Origin of the sequence: Streptomyces sp. NPDC050264 (assembly GCF_040655895.1) — a bacterium.
GTDB lineage: Bacteria > Actinomycetota > Actinomycetes > Streptomycetales > Streptomycetaceae > Streptomyces.
The window spans coordinates 1-20,899 of record NZ_JBFAKV010000055.1; the positions used below are offsets into that span (position 1 = coordinate 1).

The 20,899-nt window shown below is 71.9% G+C and carries 20 protein-coding genes and 1 pseudogene; 10 read left to right on the forward strand and 11 right to left on the reverse strand.

Annotated elements, in window-relative coordinates; translation table 11 throughout:
• Nucleotides 1-74: 74 nt before the first annotated feature.
• On the reverse strand, nt 75-314 hold the full coding sequence (locus AB0J02_RS42840; RefSeq protein ID WP_363199341.1) for a DUF6059 family protein: 240 nt from the start codon (nt 312-314) through the stop codon (nt 75-77).
• A gap of 190 nt (nt 315-504) precedes the next feature.
• On the opposite strand from AB0J02_RS42840, the gene AB0J02_RS42845 reads away from it, so the two are divergent.
• Nucleotides 505-1,425, forward strand: a complete 921-nt coding sequence (locus AB0J02_RS42845) for an MBL fold metallo-hydrolase (protein WP_363199342.1) — start codon at nt 505-507, stop codon at nt 1,423-1,425.
• Between the two features lie 20 nt (nt 1,426-1,445).
• On the opposite strand, the gene AB0J02_RS42850 is transcribed toward AB0J02_RS42845, so the two are convergent.
• Nucleotides 1,446-1,898, reverse strand: a complete 453-nt coding sequence (locus AB0J02_RS42850) for a nuclear transport factor 2 family protein (protein ID WP_363199343.1) — start codon at nt 1,896-1,898, stop codon at nt 1,446-1,448.
• 189 nt (nt 1,899-2,087) lie between these two features.
• On the opposite strand from AB0J02_RS42850, the gene AB0J02_RS42855 reads away from it, so the two are divergent.
• From AB0J02_RS42855 to AB0J02_RS42875, 5 genes are all read left to right on the forward strand, one after another.
• Nucleotides 2,088-2,891: an SDR family NAD(P)-dependent oxidoreductase gene (locus AB0J02_RS42855; protein ID WP_363199344.1), complete on the forward strand. Its 804-nt coding sequence runs from the start codon at nt 2,088-2,090 to the stop codon at nt 2,889-2,891.
• A 48-nt stretch (nt 2,892-2,939) separates the two neighbouring features.
• Nucleotides 2,940-3,896 (forward strand): aromatase/cyclase, encoded by a 957-nt coding sequence (locus AB0J02_RS42860; RefSeq protein WP_363199345.1) that lies wholly within the window; start codon nt 2,940-2,942, stop codon nt 3,894-3,896.
• Entirely contained in the window at nt 3,893-5,647 is a 1,755-nt protein-coding gene (locus AB0J02_RS42865; protein WP_363199346.1) for an acyl-CoA dehydrogenase, read from the forward strand. Before AB0J02_RS42860 ends, AB0J02_RS42865 begins: the two co-directional genes overlap by 4 nt.
• A gap of 12 nt (nt 5,648-5,659) precedes the next feature.
• Nucleotides 5,660-6,478: a 4'-phosphopantetheinyl transferase superfamily protein gene (locus AB0J02_RS42870; RefSeq protein ID WP_363199347.1), complete on the forward strand. Its 819-nt coding sequence runs from the start codon at nt 5,660-5,662 to the stop codon at nt 6,476-6,478.
• A gap of 186 nt (nt 6,479-6,664) precedes the next feature.
• On the forward strand, nt 6,665-8,944 hold the full coding sequence (locus tag AB0J02_RS42875; protein WP_363199348.1) for a condensation domain-containing protein: 2,280 nt from the start codon (nt 6,665-6,667) through the stop codon (nt 8,942-8,944).
• Nucleotides 8,945-8,986: 42 nt separating this feature from the next.
• Here AB0J02_RS42875 and AB0J02_RS42880 read toward each other — a convergent pair whose 3' ends face one another.
• From AB0J02_RS42880 to AB0J02_RS42890, 3 genes and pseudogenes are all read right to left on the reverse strand, one after another.
• Nucleotides 8,987-9,436, reverse strand: coding sequence for a DUF1801 domain-containing protein (locus tag AB0J02_RS42880; RefSeq protein WP_363199349.1), 450 nt, complete (start codon nt 9,434-9,436; stop codon nt 8,987-8,989).
• A 55-nt stretch (nt 9,437-9,491) separates the two neighbouring features.
• Nucleotides 9,492-10,133, reverse strand: a complete 642-nt coding sequence (locus AB0J02_RS42885) for a glyoxalase (protein ID WP_363199350.1) — start codon at nt 10,131-10,133, stop codon at nt 9,492-9,494.
• Between the two features lie 71 nt (nt 10,134-10,204).
• Nucleotides 10,205-10,441: pseudogene (locus tag AB0J02_RS42890) on the reverse strand (AraC family transcriptional regulator); the annotation flags it as partial.
• A 226-nt stretch (nt 10,442-10,667) separates the two neighbouring features.
• Between AB0J02_RS42890 and AB0J02_RS42895 the strand changes: the two are divergent.
• The gene (locus tag AB0J02_RS42895) at nt 10,668-11,489 is read left to right on the forward strand and encodes an AraC family transcriptional regulator (RefSeq protein ID WP_363199351.1); all 822 of its coding nucleotides are present in this window, start codon (nt 10,668-10,670) and stop codon (nt 11,487-11,489) included.
• On the opposite strand, the gene AB0J02_RS42900 is transcribed toward AB0J02_RS42895, so the two are convergent.
• From AB0J02_RS42900 to AB0J02_RS42910, 3 genes are all read right to left on the reverse strand, one after another.
• On the reverse strand, nt 11,478-12,659 hold the full coding sequence (locus tag AB0J02_RS42900) for a nuclease (protein ID WP_363199352.1): 1,182 nt from the start codon (nt 12,657-12,659) through the stop codon (nt 11,478-11,480). The two genes, AB0J02_RS42895 and AB0J02_RS42900, sit on opposite strands and share 12 nt — an antisense overlap.
• A gap of 145 nt (nt 12,660-12,804) precedes the next feature.
• Nucleotides 12,805-13,632, reverse strand: coding sequence for an ABC transporter permease (locus tag AB0J02_RS42905; RefSeq protein ID WP_363199353.1), 828 nt, complete (start codon nt 13,630-13,632; stop codon nt 12,805-12,807).
• Nucleotides 13,629-14,555, reverse strand: a complete 927-nt coding sequence (locus tag AB0J02_RS42910) for an ATP-binding cassette domain-containing protein (RefSeq protein WP_363199360.1) — start codon at nt 14,553-14,555, stop codon at nt 13,629-13,631. The genes AB0J02_RS42905 and AB0J02_RS42910 overlap by 4 nt, the downstream gene beginning before the upstream one ends.
• Nucleotides 14,556-14,783: 228 nt before the next feature.
• On the opposite strand from AB0J02_RS42910, the gene AB0J02_RS42915 reads away from it, so the two are divergent.
• Together AB0J02_RS42915 and AB0J02_RS42920 are read left to right on the forward strand one after the other, a co-directional pair.
• Nucleotides 14,784-15,527, forward strand: coding sequence for a gamma-glutamyl-gamma-aminobutyrate hydrolase family protein (locus tag AB0J02_RS42915; protein ID WP_363199354.1), 744 nt, complete (start codon nt 14,784-14,786; stop codon nt 15,525-15,527).
• Between the two features lie 85 nt (nt 15,528-15,612).
• A complete protein-coding gene (locus AB0J02_RS42920; protein ID WP_363199355.1) occupies nt 15,613-16,119 on the forward strand; it encodes a carboxymuconolactone decarboxylase family protein in 507 nt (168 codons plus the stop codon).
• Between the two features lie 77 nt (nt 16,120-16,196).
• Here the strand turns inward: AB0J02_RS42920 and AB0J02_RS42925 are convergent, their stop codons facing one another.
• The 3 genes from AB0J02_RS42925 to AB0J02_RS42935 all read right to left on the reverse strand — a co-directional run bounded on the left by AB0J02_RS42925 (nt 16,197) and on the right by AB0J02_RS42935 (nt 19,078).
• The gene (locus AB0J02_RS42925; RefSeq protein ID WP_363199356.1) at nt 16,197-17,588 is read right to left on the reverse strand and encodes an NDP-hexose 2,3-dehydratase family protein; all 1,392 of its coding nucleotides are present in this window, start codon (nt 17,586-17,588) and stop codon (nt 16,197-16,199) included.
• On the reverse strand, nt 17,585-18,565 hold the full coding sequence (rfbB, locus tag AB0J02_RS42930; protein WP_363199357.1) for a dTDP-glucose 4,6-dehydratase: 981 nt from the start codon (nt 18,563-18,565) through the stop codon (nt 17,585-17,587). Before rfbB ends, AB0J02_RS42925 begins: the two co-directional genes overlap by 4 nt.
• Nucleotides 18,566-18,724: 159 nt before the next feature.
• Nucleotides 18,725-19,078 (reverse strand): VOC family protein, encoded by a 354-nt coding sequence (locus tag AB0J02_RS42935; protein ID WP_363199358.1) that lies wholly within the window; start codon nt 19,076-19,078, stop codon nt 18,725-18,727.
• Between the two features lie 164 nt (nt 19,079-19,242).
• Between AB0J02_RS42935 and AB0J02_RS42940 the strand changes: the two genes are divergently transcribed.
• Entirely contained in the window at nt 19,243-20,787 is a 1,545-nt protein-coding gene (locus AB0J02_RS42940) for an alpha/beta hydrolase (RefSeq protein ID WP_363199359.1), read from the forward strand.
• Nucleotides 20,788-20,899: the final 112 nt, after the last annotated feature.

A 20,899-nucleotide genomic window follows, 5' to 3' on the forward strand; every position in this document is an offset into this window, starting at 1 on the left:
TTCCAGCATCTTGAGCATCGCTTCGAGCTTGTCGCTGGAGCCGGTGGCCTCGATGCACCGGGGCCCGGCCCGCCTCAGCCCTCGCCGCGCGAGCGCAGGCGCACGTCCACTGCCCGGATCAGCGTCAACTCCAGTGAACTGAGCGGCACCTCGGGACACAGCCGCTCCGGATGACCGGCGGGCGGCCGCTCCAGCACCACGGCCGGTACGCGCGCGCGGCGCATCTCACCGGCCACCTGATGCGTCCCCTGGGCGACCAGCCCGGACCAGATCTGCCGCAGCAGACGCGACGGCCAACGACGTAGCCCGGCCATGGGGCCTCCTTCTCTCGGACGGCTCAGGCCGTCACGGTCCGGGAGCGTGGTGGACCACCGGTCGAGGCGTACTCGCGCACGGCGGCATCGGACGCGGTCCACCGGGCCGCGAGGGCCACCCGCGAAAGTCACCGGCACCACCGACCGCGTGAGGAGACCGGCCGTGCGCCCCAGCCCCACCGTCCGTCCCGTGAGCACGCCCGCTCCGCCGGGCCGGGCCGTCGAGATCGCCGAAGGCGTGCACGCCTACGTCCAGTTGCCCGGGGGCTGGTGCCTCAACAACGCCGGCATCATCGTCCGCGACGGCGAGAGCGCCCTGATCGACACCGCCGCCACCGAGACCCGGGCCCGCCACCTGCGCTCCACCGCCCTGCGGCTGAACCCGCGCGCACCGCGCACGATCGTCACCTCGCACTTCCACGGCGACCACGCCTTCGGCAACTTCGTCTTCCCCGAGGCCGTCGTCATCGGCCACGAGCGCACCCGTACGGAGATGACGGCGGCCGGACTCCACCTGACCGGCATGTGGCCGGACGTGCGCTGGGGCGGCATCGAACTCGCGCCGCCCACGGTGACCTACCGCGACCGCCTGACCCTCCACATCGGTACCGTCCGGGCGGAGATCGAGCACGTCGGCCCGGCCCACACCTCCAACGACACGATCGTCTGGCTGCCCGAGAGCCGTGTGCTGTTCACCGGGGACCTCGCCATGAACGGCGTCACCCCGTTCTTCCTCATGGGCTCGCTCGCCGGCTCGCTCGCCGCGCTGGAGCGGCTGCGCGCCTTCGGCGCGACCACCGTCGTGCCCGGGCACGGACCCGTCTGCGGCCCCGAAGTGTTCGACGCCGTCGAGGGCTACGTGCGCCTGGTGCGCCGCCTCGCCGAGCAGGGCCTGCGCGCCGGACTGAGCGCACTGCAGACGGCACGGCGGGCGGAGTTGGGCCCCTACGCGCACCTCGTCGACCCCGAGCGGCTCTCCGCCAACCTCAGGCGCGCGTACGCCGAACTCGAAGGCCTGCCCGCCGACGCCCCGCTGCCCGTCGAGGAGAAGCACGCCGCCCTCGACGAAATGATCGAGTTCAACGGCGGAACCCTCTGCTGCCAGGCCTGAGGGCCTCTTCCCGGAAAGCGCTAAGGGAGGTCGTCCCGGGTGACCCTGCGATGTGACACCAGCAGTCGCCCGTCCGCGCCGCACACCAGCACGTCCTCGCACACGCACACCCGGTGCACGCGCGAGACGCCGCCGATCGTCGACGCGTGGACGATCGTGTAACTGCGCACGTCCCAACCCCCGTCCGGGCGTTGGGCCACATCGGGCATCCCCATGACGTGCCGGTACCGCACGCCGGTCCGCGCCGCCCGGGCGGCCGCCGCGTCGAGCGAGGCGGCCAGCGCGGCGCGCCCGTGGACGGGCCCGGCCGACGCCGGTACGTCGAAGACGGCGTCCTCGGTGAACGTGCGGGCCCACTGCTGTGCGGCCCCACCGTCGAAGAGCTGCATCTGGTGCGCGTAGAACTGCTGCACCTGCGTGTACAGGACGGCGAACGCGGCGGCGTCCGGGGCGACTTCGGTCGGTGTGCGCATGTCCGCTCCACTGTGTTCGTGCGGCGCCGGCTCCGGCGTCCGCCCCCACCTTCCGCACTCCGGGTCGAGGCGCTTTCGCACCCGCGTCGAGCCGCCGCCGCTCGAGCGCCCCTCAGGCGGACTTCGAGCAGTTCAGGACACGGTCAGGACCACGAGACCAACCGGCCTTAAGGAAATGGAGTCCCCACGATGACGTCAGCTTCCGCTTCACGGTCCTCCGCCGGGCCGGTGGCCCTGGTCACCGGCGCGACGAGCGGCATCGGACTGGCCGTCGCCCGCGACCTCGGCCGCCGCGGCCACCGCGTCTTCCTCTGCGCGCGCAGCGAGGAACAGGTCAAGCAGACCGTGGAGGATCTGCGGGAAGAGGGCCTGCAGGTCGAGGGGACCGTCGCCGACGTGCGCTCGGCCGAGTCCGCCGCGGCGCTCGTGCGCGCCGCGGTCGACGCCTTCGGCCCGATCACCGTCCTCGTCAACAACGCCGGGCGCAGCGGCGGCGGCCCGACCGCCGACATCGCCGACGAGCTCTGGTACGACGTCATCGCCACCAACCTGCACAGCGTGTTCCTCGTGACGCGTGAGGCCCTGAAGAACGGCGGCCTCGCCGACGCCGTGGGCGGCCGTGTCATCAACATCGCCTCGACCGCGGGCAAGCAGGGCGTCCTGCTCGGCGCCCCCTACTCCGCCTCCAAGCACGGAGTGGTCGGGTTCACCAAGGCGCTCGGCAAGGAGCTAGCCCCCAGCGGGGTGACCGTCAACGCGGTCTGCCCCGGCTACGTCGAGACGCCGATGGCCGAGCGGGTGCGTCAGGGCTACGCGAACGCCTGGGGCACCACACAGGAGCAGGTCCTCGAGCAGTTCGAGGCCAAGATCCCGCTGGGCCGCTACTCCACCCCCGAGGAGGTCGCGGGCCTGGTCGGCTATCTGACGACCGAGCTCGCCGCCTCCATCACGGCGCAGGCTCTCAACGTCTGCGGTGGCCTGGGCAACTTCTGATCCACGGGCCCCGAGCGTCACCCCGATCCGGAAAGCGAGGACTGCGACATGTCCGCTGAGCGAGTGCACCGAACGACGCACCAGGTGAGCGTGGATGCGCCGGCGGGAGTGGTCTACGGGCTGATCTGCGACGCCGTCCGCTGGCCGCTGTTCTTCCCCCCCTGCATCCATGTGGAACAGCTCGAGTTCGACGGCTCGTACGAACGGCTGCGCATGTGGGTGACCGCCAACGGCCGGATCAAGTCCTGGACTTCGCGCCGCACCCTCGACGCCGGGCTGCGGCGCGTCGAGTTCCGGCAGGAACTGCCCGCCTCCCCGGCGTCGTCCATGGGCGGCACCTGGACCGTCGACCCCCTGGGCGCCGACCGCTCCCGGCTGACACTGCTGCACGAGTTCACGGTGGCCGACGACGACCCGGACCACGTGGCCTGGCTCGAACGGGCCACCGACACCAACAGCCGCGCGGAGCTGGAGAATCTGCGCCTGCTCGCCGAACGGTGGGGCCGCCTCGACGCCCTCGTGCTCTCCTTCGAGGACGCGGTACGCGTCAACGGCCCCGCGGAGCTGGTCCACGACTTCCTCTACCGGATCGGTGACTGGCCCGAGCGGGTGCCGCACGTGAGGCGCCTGGACCACACCGAACCCGAGCCGGGCGTCCAGGTGATGTCGATGGACACCCGTACCGGCGACGGCCGCGAGCACACCACCGAGTCCGTGCGGATCTGCTTCCCGCACGCCGGACGCATCGTCCACAAGCAGACGGCCACCCCGCCGCTGATGGCGGCGCACACCGGCGAATGGTCCGTCGTGCCCGACGAGAGAGGAGTCACCGTCCTCGCCCAGCACAGCGTCGTGCTGCGCGAGGAGAAGATCACCGAGGTGCTGGGCCCGGACGCGGACGTGGCCGCCGCCCGCCGGTACGTCCGGCAGGCGCTGGGACACAACAGCACCGCGACACTCCGTCTCGCCAAGGCGCACGCGGAGAGCGCGGTCACGATCCTGTGACGGCCCCCCCGGCACCCCGCGCGTCCGCCGCCGCGAACGCACCGGCCGACGCCGCCGGCCGCGCCGCGTGGCTCGAGGAACTCCTCGGCGACCCGGCCGACCCGGCCAACCCGCACGGCCACCGCCCCCTGCTGGAGGCCGACGAGCGCCGGGCCACCCCCGAGGCCACCGAGCAGCTGCTCACCGACGCGGGGCTGACCGCCGAGTTCGTCCCCCGCGCACTCGGCGGCCGGCTCGGCCGCCCCGACACGCTCGCCCGGGTGCTGCGGCCGGTGTTCCGGCGCGATGTCGCCCTGGGCTTCGGGTACGGGCTCACCGCGCTGTTCGGCGCGTCCGCCGTCTGGGCGGCGGGCGACGCGGAGCAGCAGGGCCGCACGGCCCGGCACCTGCTGGCCGGAGGCGGCGGGCGCGTCACCCACCTGCACCACGAACTGACCCACGCCAACGCCATCCTGCGCGACGAGTTCACGGCCCGCCGCGCCCGCGACGGCTTCCGGGTCGAGGGACGCAAGGACGTCATCATCAACGCCGAGCGGGCGGGCCTGCTCGTCATGTACGCCCGCACCGGCACCGGGCCGGGCCCGCGCAACCACTCCGTGCTGCTGCTCGACCGCGAGCGACTGCCGGCGGGCGCCGTGCGCCCACTGCCGCGGGTCCCCGTGCCCGGGATGCGCGGCAACTCCTTCGCGGGGCTGGAGTTCACCGACTGCCACGTGCCCGGCGACGCCCTCGTCGGCGACCCCGGCGACGGCGTGCCACTGGCGCTGCGCACCTTCATGGTCAACCGCTGCCTGATCCCCGCCACGCTGGTCGCCGGGGCCGACAGCGCCCTGCGCCTCGCGGTGCGGGCGGCGACCACGGGACGCCGGGGCGGGCAGCCCGCGCGGCGCCATCACACCGTGCTCGCCGGTGTCTTCGCCGATCTGCTGGCCTGCGACAGCATGGCGGTGACGGGACTGCGCGCGCTGAGCCTGGTGCCCGACAGCGCCCACCTGGCGGCCGCCGCCGTCAAACTGACCACCCAGGACGTGCTGCGCGAGAACCTCGAGGAACTCGCCACCGTTCTCGGCGCCCACGGCTACGACCACGGATCCCGTTACGGCGGCTTCCGCAAACTCGGCCGTGACCTGCCCGTCGCCGGTCTCGGCCACGCCGGCCGCGCCGCCTGCCAGGCCGTGCTCGTACCCCGGCTGCGCTCCCTCGCCCGCACCTCCTGGTTCGCCGCGCCGGAGCCCCCCGCGCAGTTGTTCCGGCTGTTCGCACCACTGCCGGACCTGGACTACCGGAAGCTGTCCCTGTCGGGCGGTGACGACCTGCTGCACGCGGCACTCGTCGCGGCCGCCGGCCGGCTCGCGCCGCGCAGATCCACCGGCCCGCTGTGGGCCGCCCTCGCCGATCTCGCCGCCGCCTTCGTCCAGGAGGCCCGGGCGCTGCGGGTCCGGTGCGGCGCGTTGCCCGCCTCGGTGCGGGACACGCTGGCCGACCCCCGGGCCTGCGCCCTGGTGGACCGCTACGTCCTCGTCGCCGGCGCGGCCGCCTGCCTGGGCGCGTGGGAGGGCCAGGACGGCCGGGACACCTTCCTCGCCCAGCCGGCCTGGCCGGTGCTGGCCCTCTCCCGGATCCTGCGCAGGCTCGGCGTCGCGGGGCCCGAACTGCCCGACGGCGTCACCCGGTCCGTCCTGGCGGAACTGCTCACGAGGTTCGCCGGGAACCGCAGCTTCGACCTGTACGACATGCACCTCGCGGGCTAGAACGGAGCCACCATGCAGCAGCCGGTGATCGGCGAGCCCATCCATGTCCTGCCCACCGGGCCCTGGCCCCGGGTGCACGACCAGCTCAGACGCCACGGCAACGCGGTCGTGCACACCACCTGGGGCGAGTGGCTGCCCGCCACCGTGACCGAACCCCGGCTGCGCCGCCTCCTCGGGCGCCGGGACTGGAGCCGCTGGCGCCGTATCCCCGATCCGGCGGTGCGCTACCGGTTCGCGGCCTCACGCCTGCTGATGAAGTACACCGCCGCGGCGGCCCTGCAGACCCGGCCCGAACTGCTGGAGGTCTCCTACCGGCTCGGCGGCCGTCCGTTCCTGCGCGGCTTCGACCAGATCGACCTGAGCCTGACGCACACCGGCGAGCTGATGGCCGTAGGACTCAGCAAGGACGGACGCATCGGCGTGGACGCGGAGCCGACCGACCGCAGGATGAGCGTCGAGGTCTTGCAGCCGCAGATGTGCACCCCCGCGGAGGCGGCCGCGCTGGCCCCGCTGCCGCAGGACGAACAGGCCGCGCGGACGCTCCGGCTGTGGACGCTGAAGGAGGCCTACACCAAGGCGCTCGGGCAGGGGATGCGGTTGCGTTTCACGGAGTTCGGCTTCGGGCCGCACGGCGACCGGCTGCTCTCCCGGGACGGGACAGCGGCCTTCGACTCCGAGTGGGGCTTCGCCACCCACCACGTTCTGGGCCGCTACCTCCTCAGTACCGCCTGCCACGACGAGGGGCTCGACACGGACCACGACGTGCCGGCGGGCAGCACGCTCGACGCGGGCTTCGCGGCGGCGATGACGCCGTTCCCCGAGCCGCCGTGACGCGGCCGCGGCCGCCCCGCCGCTCAAGGCGCGCTCGGGGGTCCCTCGACGGTCGCTCGGGGTGAAGTCCGCACGTCAGCACGGTGTCAGCAATGCGCCGCACACTCGTATACGGACGGTGCCGATGCCGATGCCGAGGTGTGCCCGGAGGACTCACGCCTCGGATGCTGACCCAGGAGAGATCCGATGACCGAGTTCCAGCCCCACGGCTCGCCGCCCGCCGCGACCGCCGGCCCCGGGACGGACAAGGCGGGCACCCGACCCCTGACCGAACGTCAGATCGCTCTGCTGCGTCGTTCCCGCACGGACTCCCGGAGCACGTCCCGCACCGTGCCGTTCGCCATCGACCTGCGCGGCCCGCTGGACGTGCCCGCCCTGGAGGAGGCGCTCGCCCGGCTCGTCGCACGCCATCCGACGCTCACCGCGCGGATACGGCAGGGCGCGGACGCGGTGCCCTGCCTCGACATCGACCCCGCGCGCACCCCCGTCCTGGAACGCCGCACGGCCGGCGAACCGGGACACGCGCCCTCGTCGGCCCTGCTGGCCGAGGCACGCAAGGAGCCCGACCCGCACCGCACCGGAATGCTGCGCGCCGTGCTGATCGGCCACCGGCCCGAGCACCACACGCTGCTGCTCGTCGTCCATCGCGTCGTCGTCGAGGGCGAGTCGGCAGGCCTGCTCCTGGCCGATCTGCTCGACGCCTACGACCACGGCGAGAGGCCGGGCGCCGCGCCCCGCGCCATCGGAGCCCACGTCTTCGGCCCGGCCGCGGGGGCCGGCAGCCAGGACGCGCCGCCCGGCGCCGCCGCGCGGCCGGTACCGGTCACTCCCCACCAGCACGGCCTGCTGCTCGACGCGCTGGCCCACCGCGGCACCGGCCGCTATGTGGAGCAGCTGTTCTGGCACTGGCACGGTCCCCTCGACACCGACCGGTTCACGGCCGCCTGGCAGTCCGTCTTCGACTGCGAGAGCGTGCTGCGGGCCGCGTTCGACTGGAACGGGACACCGCAGGTCGTCGTGCACGATCACGTATGCGTCGAAGTGACCAGGCACCCCCGGGACACCGCCGACTGGGAGACGCTGCTGGAGCGCGACCGGCTGCGCGGCTTCGACCTGGGCGTGCCCGGCCTGTTGCGCGCCACCCTCCTGGACGGCGTGGACGACGCGGATGATGCGGACGACGCGGACCCCATCGACGAGGCCGGCACGGCCGGTACGCCGTCGACCCGGGTCCTGATCACCTTCCACCACGTACTGCTGGACAGCTGGAGCGTCTCCGTCCTGCTGCAGGAGTTCTACCGCGCCTATCTCGCCGACGGCCGGCTGCCGGGCGGCGAACGGCGCCCCGACTTCCGCGACCACGCGAGCTGGCTGGCGGCCCAGGACACCGCGCCGGCCCGCGCGTTCTGGTCGGCGGCCCTGCCGCCCGCCGCGCCACGGATCCGGCCGGGCCTGCGGGCCTGTGCCACGGGTCTGCCGGGCAGGGGCCGCGCCCGGGCACTCCTCGACCGCGACGAGGCCGGCCGGCTGCGTGCCTGGTCGACCGGGTGGGCGGTCACCGAGTCCATCGCGCTGCAGGCCGTGTGGGCACTGCTGCTGTACCGGGCGAGCGGCGCCGACGGGCCCGCCCCCGTCGGCTTCGGTGTCGTCGTCTCCGGCCGCGGTATCGCCCTGGACGCCGTGGAACGCCTGCCGGGACTGCTGCTGAACACCCTGCCCATGGTCGTCCGGGTCGACCCCCGGCACCCGCTGCCCCGGCTGCTGGCCGAACTCCGGGACCGGACACTGGACATGGCGTCCTACGAATGGGTGTCCGCCGACCAGATCCACGAGTGGAGCGGGCGCCGCGCCGACGAGAAACTCTTCGACAGCCTCATCGCCTTCGAGAACCCCGCGCAGCTCTCCGGGACCCTCACCGCCGCCCTCGCCGCCCAGGACATCCGCGTCGATCCCGCGGCGCGCTCCGGTCCGGCGAACGCTCTCCCCGTCACCCTGCTGGCCACGGCCGAGGGCGAGGGGCTGCTGCTGACCGCGGTCCACGACCGCGGCCGGATCACGGACACCGACGCGCGCAGGCTCGTGGAGCTGTGCGCCCGGCTGCTGCGCGAACTCCCCGCCACGGCCGATGAGTCGACGACCGTCGGCGACGTCCTCGCCGGGGTGCCGGATGCCGAGCTGCCGCGCGTGGCCGACCGTGCGCCCGGTGCCGCCGGACGCGGGGGAGCGGCGGCCTGGCCCGACGTGCCGCAGACCCGGCTGGTGCGGGAGGCGTGGCGGGCCGTCTTCGGCTCGGCCGTGCACGACCCCGCCGCCCATGCCGTCGAGGCGGGAGCCCATCCGCTGCTGGCCGTACGCCTGTTGCACGAACTCAACCGGCGCTCGGGCGCGGCCCTGCGCCTGGACGAACTGCTGGCCCATCCCCGGGCCGGCGACCTCGTGCGACTGCTGCACCGACGCAGGCCCTGAGGGCCTGCGTCATGTCCCCGGCCGGGGACATGACGCAGGCCCTCAGCTGACCGCCTGCTTCACCAGCGCGCTGATCCGCTTCTCGTCGGCGGCCGTCAGCTTGGTGAGGGCGAACGAGGTCGGCCACACGTTTCCCTCGTCGAGCGCGGCCTGGTCGCTGAAGCCGAGCGTGGCGTACTTCGACTTGAACTTCGCCGCGCTCTGGAAGTGGCACAGCACCTTGCCGTCCTTGGCGTAGGCGGGCATGCCGTACCAGAGCTTCGGCGTGAGGTCCGGGGCGGCGGTCGTCACGATCTCGTGGATCCGCTCGGCGAGGACCCGGTCCGCGTCCGACATCTCGGCGATCTTCGCGAGCAGTTCCTTCTCGGTGTCCACCTTGGACCCGCGTGCGCCGCGTGCCGACTTCACCTCCTTGGCACGGTCCTTCATCGCCTCGCGTTCCTCGGCGGTGAAGCCTTCGCTCCGCTCGGCCGTCTTCTTGGCGCTCGCCATGTCGGATGTCCTCTCTCACAGAGATGTTGCGTGCGGTGCACGCAGGGAACAGGGGTCAGGAGTCGGTGGACGCGGACGTCAGCGTGGTGGCCTCCCACGCGAAGCCGTCGGGGTCGGTGAAGGACCCGGCGGTGCTGCCGAGGACGATGCGGTGCGATCCGGAGCCGTCGTCCTCGACGCCGAGGTCCTTGGCCAGGCCGCGGCGCTTGTAGAGGGCCAGCTTGACGGGGCTGGAGGCGTCGGCGGTGAACTCCGCGTACTTGCCGCCGAAGCTCTTGCCCACGCTCAGGCCCTGCTCGACGTAGAACTGCTTGCTCGCCTTCACGTCCTCGACGCCGAGCAGCAGCACGATCTCGTCGATCTTGCGGGTGGCCGGACCGCTGTCCTTCTTCTTGGAGGTCGCGACCTTCCAGATGGTCCCGTCGGGGGCCTTGAGGACACCGCCGTACCCCCACAGGGACTTGGTGGCGGGCTTGAGCGTGGTGGCGCCGGCGGCGAGCGCGGACTCGACGAAGCTGTCGACGTCGGCCGGCTGGGACACGGTCAGGGCCAGCGTGAACCCGCGGAAACCCTCCGACGGCGCCTCGGACGGCCGCAGGCGCAGCACCGAGGAATCGAGCCCGAAGGCGGCGGCGTAGAACGGGGCGGCGGCCGTGGGGTCGGCCACCTCGAGAGTGACGGATGCGATGGAGGTCATGTCGTTCACGCTAGTTGCGCCGCGTTCGCCACGGCTTCTTCATTCCTGCTCAATCCGGCGGCCGTCGCCGCGAGGCGGACGGCGTGGTGGAGGCGGCGTGCCTGCACATACGCGTCCGGAGACCGCCCGTACGCGCGGCGGAACCGGCGGCACAGCTCCTCCGCCGGCATGTCCGCCGACCGGGCGAGCGCCTCGACGTCGAGCGGCCGCGCGTCCTCCCGGTCGATACGGTCCCGGACGCGGCGCAGCCGGGTCAGGTCGCGCAGGTGCTGGGCGAACAGAGCGTGGCGCAGTGCGGGGGGACACACGGGCGGGCTCCTCTCACTCGGGCGGCACGGGCACAACGGCGGTCGGATCCACGATGACCACGGTAGGGGTGGCATCACCGTCGGGGCTTCTCGAATTCTGACCGGGTACCACGGCCGCGCGGCACCTCCTGGACGTGTTCTGTGCCCGTTCCCGAGCGAAGCTCGAGCTGATCACGATCCCGGCGCGGCACTCTGCTGAGTGGATCGAGACTCTGTGAGGTGCGTGATGGACAACGCCGTGCAACGGGCCATCCAGTACATGCGCGAGCGGTACGGCGAACCGCTGACCATCGCGCGGATCGCCGACCAGGCGCTGCTGAGCCGTTTCTACTTCACGCGCGTCTTCAAGGAGGAGACCGGCACAAGTCCGGGGAAGTTCCTGGCCGCTGTCCGCATACACGAGGCCAGGCGGCTGCTCGAGGACACCTCGATGAGCGTCACCGACGTGTCCATCGCCGTCGGGTACAACAGCCTGGGTTCGTTCACGAACGCCTTCACGGCCGCCGTCGGCGTGCCTCCCGGCCGGCTGCGGCGGCGCCTGTGGGACGGCGTACCCGCACCCGACAGCACACCGTCCGGTGGGTACGGCACCGTCGCGGGGACGATCAGCCTGCCGCCGGGGCACGGGAACGCACGCGTCTTCCTGGGCGCCTTCGACACCCCGGTGGTCCAGCATCCGTGCCACGCCTGGGCCGTCGTCGACGTGCCCGGCGGCCGTCCGTCCTGCTACTCGCTGCAGAACGTGCCCGAAGGCGGCCAGTACCTGCTGGCCGTGGCGGTCGCCGCCGGCATCGGCCCCGAGGAACGGACGCGCCGCACCACGCTCGTCGCGGCACACACCGCGGGCCGCGTGCCGGTGAGCGCGCAGACCGTCACCAGCGCGGCCGTCCGCCTGCGCCGCCCGGTCGCGACCGACCTGCCGGTGCTGCTGGCCCTGCCCGAACTCGTACCCCCGAGGACCGTCATGGCGCACCCCGGGTGCGCCTCGGTCGACCCGGGAGCGGCCGTGGCGCGGCTGCGGCCGGCGCCGGTGCTGTCACGGACGTGACTGCGGGGGAGTGCGGCACAGTTCCTGCTTGGTCCGCAGCCGCTCGGCCAGCAGGCTCCACTCCCGGCCGATGTGCTCGGCGATCGGAGCGATGACCCCGAGCCAGTGCAGCGGCACCGCGTCGACGAACCCGCGCCAGTCGTCCGCGGGCTCGTTGGCGTGCAGCTGCATCCACCGCAGGAACTCGCGGCCGCCCGCGGTGTAGCGGACGGCGGGGTCGGCGGCCATCTTGGCCGCGACGGTCGCCCAGGTGGGCGGCGTGTCGGTGTGGTTCCTGCGCTGCGGCGGGGCCGTCTCTGCGGGTGCCACGCGCAGCGGCGCGCGCTGGGGCCCGTCGGTGACCGGGCCGGTCCGCTCCACGAGGTGGCCGGCCGGCACGGACTCCACCGGACGGATGTGCGGGGACCGGGCGAGGGCCGACTGGCGCCCGTCGCGCTCGGGGGCCTCGCCGCGCCGCAGCCGGGCGCTCACGTCGTGGACCGTGCCGAGCGACACGTCCGTGTCCCGGGCGACCTGGCGCAGCGGGGCCTCGGGGTGCGCCGCGATGTACTCGGCGGCGCGGCGCCGGCCCTCGCCCGCGTCCACGGGCCGCCGTCTGCCGTCCTGGCCGATGCGCTTTCCGTCGACCGGCACGGTGGCACCGGACCGGTCGCGCAGCGAGGCGACCGTCTTGGCGCTCAGGCCGGTGATGCCGGCGATGGCGCGGTCGGACCAGTCGGGGTGGGAGCTCAGCACCCGCTGGGCGCCGGCCAGCCGGTCGGCCTTGCACAGCGGCAGGCCGTGCGTACCGTTCGCCTTCATGGCGATGACGAGGGCTTCGGAGTTCGAGCAGTCCACGAAGCGGGCCCTGATGCTGGCGTCACCGCGCAGTCGGGCGGCCTCCAGGCGGTGCAGCCCGTCGATGATGCGACAGCCGTCCACCTGTACGAGGACGGGGGGCAGTTCGGCGGTGCCCGCGGCGTCGACGAGCAGCTGGATGTGGGCGGCGTCCGTACCGCCCTGGCGCAGGGACACGCCGGGCGACAGCGCGCTGAGGGGAACGTCGCGCGCCGGCAGTTGCTCGAAGTTCTTGAGATCGAATTCGCTGCGGTGGGAGGAGTCGATGCCCTCCATCCGGGCGGGGTTGAATGCACTCGTGATCAAGACGGCGTGCGCGCTGCTCTGAGCCATTCTCGTTACTCCCTCTCTGCTGCCGCTGCCGTCGAGCGTCCCAGGAGGGTCTTTAGCTGCAGTGGAGCGCAAGTCGACGTTCTCTCGAAAGCGCCTGTCGGGGGCGTGTGCCGCACGCGGCACACGCCCCCGACAGGCGCAGAGGTCACGCGTCGCGGCGCTGCAGCAGTACGGCGGCGACGACCAGCAGGGCGGCCGTCCACAGAGCGAGCACCCCGAGGCCCTGCCACGGGCCCAGCACATCGCCCGAACGCGAGTGCTGCTGGGTGATCAGATAGCCGGCCTCCGTGGGGAGATAGGCGTGGATGTGCTTGCCGACGCTGCCCGGCAGGAGCTCGGCCATCGGGGCGATCACCAGCACGAAGCCGACGACGCCCGTGATGCTCGCCGCCGTGTGCCGGATGATGGCGCCGATGGCGAGCGCGAACAGCCCGAGCAGGGCCAGGTAGAGACCGCAGCCGACGACGGCGCGCAGCACGCCCGGGTCGCCGAGGGAGACCGGCGCCTTGCTGTGCAGGATCGGCGCGCCGATGAAGAAGGAGGCGAAGGAGGTCAGTTCGCCCACGACCAGGACCAGCAGCGCGAACACGGTGCCCTTGGCCGCGAGGACCGGCACCCGCTTGGGCACGGCGAGCAGGCTGGCGCGGATCATGCCGGTGGAGTACTCGGAGGCGATGACCATCGTGCCCAGTACGCAGATCGCGAGCTGGCTGAGCAGGATGCCGCTGCCCAGGATGGTGCCGGTCGGGTCGAGCCGCATGGCGGCCTGCTGGGACGCGTCGCTCTTGTCCCAGTTGGCGATGCCCATCTTCATGAACAGCGCCGTGAAGATCAGGGTGAGCACGACCAGGATGGCCAGCGACCAGATCGTGGAGCGCACGGAGCGGATCTTGGTCCACTCCGACTGCATCAGCCGTCCGAAGCTCGGCCTGTGCGACTCGGTCATGGTGACGGGGGCGGTCAGAGCGGTCACTTCGCGCCTCCGGCGGTGGGCGTGACGGCGTCGTACTCGACGTCGTCCTTGGTCAGTTCCATGAAGGCTTCCTCGAGCGATCCGCGACGGGTCGACAGTTCGTGCAGGACCAGGCCGCCGGCGGCGGCCACTTCGGCGATCCGCGGCGCCTCGACGCCCGTGACGTCCAGGTCTCCGTCGGCCGTGACGGCGACGGTGGCGCCCTTGGCCCTGAGCAGGTCGGCGAGTTGTGCGCCGTCGGGGGTTCTGACCAGCACGGACTGCTCGGTGCTGGTCTCGATGAACTCCTGGGTCGAGCAGTCGGCGACCAGCCGGCCGCGGCCGATCACGATCAAGTGATCGGCGGTGACGGCCATTTCGTTCATCAGGTGGCTGGAGACGAGGACGGCGCGGCCTTCGGCGGCGAGCGACTTCATCAGGTTGCGGATCCACACGATGCCCTCGGGGTCGAGGCCGTTGACCGGCTCGTCCAGGACCAGTGCGGCCGGATCGCCCAGCAGCGCGGCGGCGATACCGAGCCGCTGGCCCATCCCGAGGGAGAAGCCGCCGGCCCGCTTGCGGGCCACCGCGCCCAGCCCGACCTGCTCGACGACCGCTTCGACGCGGCGCCGGCCGAAGCCCTGGGTCTGGGCGAGGCACAGCAGGTGGTCGTAGGCGCTGCGGCCGGTGTGCACGGCACGTGCCTCCAGCAGCGCGCCGACCGCCCGCATGGGCTGCGGCAGGTCGCGGTAGTGCACGCCGTCGATGGTGGCCTCACCGGCGTCCGGCCGGTCCAGGCCGAGCAGCAGGCGCATCGTGGTGGACTTTCCCGCGCCGTTGGGACCCAGGAAGCCGGTGACCCGGCCGGGCTCGACCGTGAACGACAGGTCGTTCACGGCGGTCTTGTCGCCGTAGCGTTTCGTGAGGTTCTTGGCCTCGATCATGGTCACCTCGGTTGAATGGCCTGCGAGAGTTTTTCTGGGGACAAAAACTCCCCACCTGCCTGTGATATCAGGAGAGTTATTCCGTTCAGTAGTCGCGGACCCGTTCCGGATCTGAACGATGGCCGCTCCCGCACGGCGTGGATATTTTGGCGGCAGTGACTGTCCGCGGACCCGCCCAGTTCATCTGCCTACTTTCCTCAGTTGAACCCGAATCCCGTGAGGGTGGACATGAATTCAGCCGCTTACGACCCGGCGCGGACCGGCCACCGGCCGGTGATCGGCATCTGTGCGCGGACGGCGCCGGTCACGCTCCAGGGCAGCGATCTGGTGGTCAGCCTCGCGCTCCAGGCCCACGTGGCGTTCCTGGCCGAGGCGGGCTGCACGGCCCTGCTGCTCCCGCTGCTGCCCGGGGCCGAGAGCCTGGCCGGCCGCCTCGACGGACTGCTGGTCCCCGGCGGCCCCGACCTCGATCCGGCGCTCTACGGCCAGGAGGTGCACCCGGCGACCCACGCCGTGACGCCGGACGCGGATCGCGTCGAACTCGCCCTGGTCCGTGCCGCACTCGACGCCGAGCTGCCCGTGCTGGCGATCTGCCGCGGCATGCAGCTGCTCAACGTGCTGCACGGGGGCACGCTCCACCAGCACCTGTCGGACGTCACGGGCCACGACGGCCACCGGCCGCGCACCGCGTCCTTCACCCTCGGCCGGCACCCGCTCAAGCTCCGGCCCGACAGCCGGATCGCCGGGATCCTGACCGAGGCCGAGCCCGGCACGGCCTGCCATCACCACCAGGCCGTCGACCGGCTCGGCGCCGGGCTCACGGCCACCGGCTGGGCCGAGGACGGCACGGTCGAGGCGCTCGAGGTCGCCGGCCATCCCTTCGCCGTCGGCGTGCAATGGGAATCCGGGCAGACGGCCGACAAGCGACTTCACCACGCACTTGCCCGGGCCGCCGGATACAAAAAGAATTAGCGGGCCGGCCGCAGAAGTTCCTACATGCGAGAAAAGCCGACCCCCGGGCGGGTTTTTTCGATCCCGATGCGAAGGAGAAAAACAGATGTCGCCGCGGATGCCTAACCCGTCGCTGGTCGTTCCGGATGTCCTGCCGCCGATGCGCGCGCTGGTCAAGGCCGTCAACAGCGTGGGCGTGCCGTTGAAGACGCTCGTCCTCATCCACCTGCGGGTGAGCCAGATCAACGGCCGCCCGGTGCAGATCCCCGTGAAGAAGCGGGAGTTCGAGGAGGCGGGCGAGGAGGACCTGCGCCTGCCGCTGGTCGAGACCTGGCAGGAGCAGACCTGCTTCACCGACGCCGAGCGTTCCGTCCTGGCCCTGGCCGAGGCGGCCACGCGCATCGACGGTCGCGAGGACCCGGTCTCGGACGCGGTCTGGGACGAGGCCGCCCGGCACTTCGACGAGGTGCAGCTCGGCGCCGTCGTCATGCACATAGGCCTGGTCAACCTCTGGAACCGGGTCAACGTCGCCACCAAGCAGGAGCCGGTGGACTGGCGTATCAACCCCAAGAAGTGGACCCCGATGACCACGCGGCTCACCCCGGCCCAGTAACTCCTTCGTACCCCCGCTCGCACGTCCGACGGCCCTGCCCGGTGGAGCTCCACCGGGCAGGGCCGTCGGACGTGCGCTCAGCGCGGTGCGGTAGCCGGCGGGGCGGCGTCGGTGCCGAGGACGGCGAGCAGCGTCCGGGCCTGCACATTGACGTAACGGCTGTGCCCGGCAAGCCAGTTGAGCTGGCCCGGGGTGACCCACTGGAACCCCGGCGGGGCCTGCGCGGGTGTCGTGGCCTCGTCGGTCTCGACGATCAGATAGCGGCTCTCGGCGTTGAGGAACCGGCCGCCCTCCTCGGAGTGGACCGTCGAGTAGCGGACGCGCTCGGGCGGGGCGTCGAGGAAGACGTCCAGGAAGGGCGGTCGTTCCATGGCCGCGTCCGCGTAGTTGGCGGGCACGCACTGCACCGTCGGGGCGAGTTCGGCGGTGTCGAGGAAGCCGCCCTCGACGCGGGCGTGCACCAGGACGTGCGGGACCCCGCCGAAGACGCGGTGGGCGAAACCGACGATGCCCGGCTGCACCGGCTCGATGAGGGGCTGGCTCCAGCCGGTCACCTCACGGCCCGCGCCTTCGACGCGGACCGCCACCACGTCGAAGAACCGGCCGTCGGCGCGGCGGATGGCGTGCTCGCCGGCGTGCCACCCGGCGGTCTCCCGCAGGGGCATGCGGCGGACCCGGACGTCGTGGCGGGCCCGCTCGCCGGTGAACCAGGCCAGCAGACTCGCATCGGAGCAGAGCGCCAGGGACTCGGGGGGCGCGATCGGAGCGCTCGCCAGCACGGTCCGCGCGTCCATGTTCACCACGTTGTCCAGGCGCAGCAGTTCGGCGATCTGCCCGAGGGTCAGCCAGCGGAACGCTTCGTCGGCCGGCACGTCCACTTCCGCGTCGACCTCGACGATCATGTTGCGATTGCGCTTGCGGTAGAACCAGGCGCCGTGCTCGGACTGCAGGACGTCGGTGAGCACGTGGTCGCTGTCCGGGGCGAGGAAGTGCTCCAGGTACTTCACCGCGGCGCCGCCGTGGGCCTTCGTGTAGTTGCTGCGCGTGGCCTGCACGGTGGGGGACAGCTGCACCAGATTGGGGTTGCCGGGCTCCATCTTCGCCTGCATCAGGAAGTGCAGGACGCCGTCGAACTCCTTGGCCAGGATGCCCAGGATGCCGATCTCCGGCTGCACGATGATGGGCTGCTGCCACGCGGTGCCGCCCTCGGTGACGTGCAGGCCCTCGATGGTGAAGAACTGGCCGCTGGCGTGCCGCAGGTTGCCGGTGTCCGGCGCGAACGACCAGTGGTCGAGTGCGGCGAACGGAATCCGCCGGACCGTCGTCCCGCCGGCGACGCGGTGGGACTCCAGCCAGCCGGGCACGGAGCGGGTGGCCGTGCGGGAGCCGTCGGCGGTGGCGGCGGACAGGGCCAGCCGGTCCGCCGTCGCCGGACGGGAGCGGGGTGTCAGCGTTGCGGTCGTGCTCACGGCCGCTCACCGCTCTCCTTGACCGGCTTCCACCACTGCGGGTTGTCGCGGTACCACGCCACGGTCCGGGCCAGTCCGTCGTCGAACGCGGTCAGCGGCCGGTGCCCGAGTTCGCGCTCGATCTTGCCCTGGTCCAGTGCGTAGCGCCGGTCGTGGCCCTTGCGGTCGGTGACGTGGCGGATCATGTCGGGCCCGGCACCGCACAGTTCGGCGATCCGGTGGGCGAGCTCCAGGTTGGGCACGGCCGAGCCGGCGCCGATGTTATAGATCTCGCCCGCTGCGCCTCGGGTCAGCACCTGGTGCACGGCCCGGCAGTGGTCGTCCACGTGCAGCCATTCGCGGACCTGCCCGCCGTCCCCGTAGACGGGGACCGGGCGCCCCTCCAGGAGGTGGGTGACGGCGAGCGGGATGAACTTCTCGGGGTGCTGGTAGGGCCCGTAATTGTTGGAGCAGCGGGTGACCGAGACGTTCAGTCCGTGCGTGCGGACGTAGGCCAGCGCGATGAGGTCGGACGCGGCCTTCGACGCGGCGTAGGGGGAGTTGGGCAGCAGGGGCGACTCCTCGGTCCACACCCCTTCGTCGATCGACCCGTACACCTCGTCCGTCGAGACGTGGACCACCCGTTCGACGCCGGCCGCCAGACAGGCCTCCAGCAGCGACTGGGTGCCCTCCACGTTGGTGCGTACGAAGGCGGCGCCGCTCTCGATGGAGCGGTCGACATGGCTCTCGGCCGCGAAGTGCACCACGGCGTCCTGGCCCGTGAGTACGCCGGACAGCAGCTCCCGGTCGAGGATGTCGCCCCGGACGAAGGTGAGCCGCGGGTGCGCCGCGGGGAGGTTGTCACGGTTTCCCGCGTACGTCAGCTGATCCAGGACCGTGATGTGCGCGTCCTCGAATCCCGCGTATCCACCGTCGAGCATGGTCCGTACGTAATGCGAGCCGATGAATCCGGCTCCTCCGGTGACAAGGATTCTCATGCGACCACATCGCAGCCGGAATTCCACGCTCGAAGCATGATTTCTTCCTTTTCCATGAGGGCGGACTGAGCGGGCTGTACCGGCGAGAGTGCGCGGACACGCTCGAAGCCTCCTCGAGTTCATGTCGAGGAGGCTTCGAGCGCGGAGGAGGGTGCGGCGTCAGCTGTCCTGGATGAGGCCGAGGACGTTGTCGTCGAGGTCGGTGACGGTGGCCACCCGACGCCCGCCGCCGACCTCGGTGGCGGGGCTCTTGACGGTGGCGCCCGCCGCGGTCAGCTCGGCCAGCTTCGCCTCGATGTCGGGAACGTGCAGGTAGGCGACGGGCGAGGTGAAGTCCTGCGCGCCCGCCGGTACGAGACCGATGTGCTGGCCGGCGAGATCGAAGCCGACGTAGTACTCCGAGTCCGTCTGCGGCTCGATGCCGAGCAGGGCCGCGTAGACCTTCTTGGCCGCTGCCACGTCCGCGACGGGATGCAACACGGTCTTGATTCCCTGAATGGCAGTGTCAGCCATTTTCAGCTCCTGAGGGTTGAGATGCCTTCGTCCGATGCTATGGAATTCCGGCGGCACGATGCATCCCGGAGGCCGTTCGCTCCAGTGGGTTTCCAGCCACTCTTGACCGCGAATGTAGAGGCCCTTGTCACGCTGCGAGTGGCTGAAATCAGGAGGGGAATCACGTGAAGAAGCTCGCATGGGTCACCACGGTGGCGGTGGCCGGTCTCGTGGGGTCGGCCGTCGCCCCGGCCGCCGCGGCGCCGGAGACGGCCAAACCGCTTACGGCAACCGTCGCCTGGTCGCCGTGTCCGGAGAACGACCCGATCCTCGGCGCCATGCTCAAGGGCCTCGACTGTGGCTCGGTGCAGGTGCCGCTCGACTACGCCAAGCCCAACGGCACGAAGATCAGTCTCGCGCTCACCAGAGCCCGGCACACCGCCCCTGACAGCGAGTACCAGGGCGTCGTGATCCTCAACCGCGGCCAGTGGCCCGGCGGCATCGGCCGCGACCTGCCCACCCGGTACGCCCAGGGCACCACGGGGCTGGCCAAGGACGTCAGCGCCGCCTACGACTGGATCGGTTTCGACCCGCGCGGGGTCGGCGCCAGCGAACCCGCGGTCGTCTGCGACACCGACTACGTCTACCCGGGCCACGCCCAGCCCTCGCCGGTGCCGAGCACCCCCGCCGCCGAGCAGGAGTGGGTGAACCGGGCCCGCGCGTACGCCAAGAGCTGCGGCGACACCTACGGCGACGTGCTCAAGCACCTGAGCACCAAGGACGCCGCCCGCGACCTCGACCGGATGCGGATCGCACTCGGCCAGCAGAAGATCACCTACTTCGGTACCGACTGGGGCACCTACCTCGGCTCGGTCTACGCCTCGATGTATCCGGGCCGGATCAGCCGGATGGTGCTCGACAGCGTGGTCAAGCCCAGCGGCACCTGGTACCAGAACAACCTCGACAAGAACGTCACGTCCGAGCAGAACGCCAAGATCTTCTTCTCGTGGGTCGCCAAGTACGACTCCGTCTACCACCTGGGCACCACAGAGGCCGCCGTCGAGGCGAACTACTACCAGGGCCAGCAGGCGCTCACCACGACACCGCTCGACGGCAAGATCGGGCCGGCCGAGTGGGCCGACGTCTTCGAGCCGGTCGTCTACCGCAGCTGGACCTGGCTGTCGCGGGCGCAGATCCTCTCCGACTGGGTGGTGCGCAACGACCCGACGTCGCTGCGGGCCAACTACTCGGACCCCGCCTTCCCGCACCAGAACCGGCACGCGATGACCAACGCGGTCCAGTGCACCGACGCCGCGCAGCCGACGAGCTGGAGCCGCTGGCACGACGACTACACGCGCCAGTACGCCGCCGGCAACCACTTCCTCACCTGGACGAACGCCTGGTACAACGCGCCGTGCGCCTTCTGGCCGGTGCCCGCGCAGAAGCCGCAGAGCGTCGGCAACAGCTCGGTGGACGTCCTGCTGGTGCAGCCGCAGTACGACACGGCGCACGGAACCGCGGGTGCCGTGGAGACACACCGCCTCTTCCCGAACTCGCGGCTCGTGCTGGAGCAGGGCGGTCACAACGTCGGTGCCGCGCTGTCGGCCAACAACAACCCCTGCCTCAACACCTATGTCGGTGACTATCTGCGCAACGGCAGCCGGCCCGCCTCCGTCAAGGGAGTCGACGCCACCTGCCAGGCCTCCGCGGACCCGGTCCCGGCTTCCTGACGCGGCGCGAAAGAGGGCCCCGCATGCCATGGCATGCGGGGCCTGTGAGCCGGCCGCCCCTCCCATCATCGCCCGAATCCGGCCGCGCCTGCCCGGCCCCTGCCCTGCCACT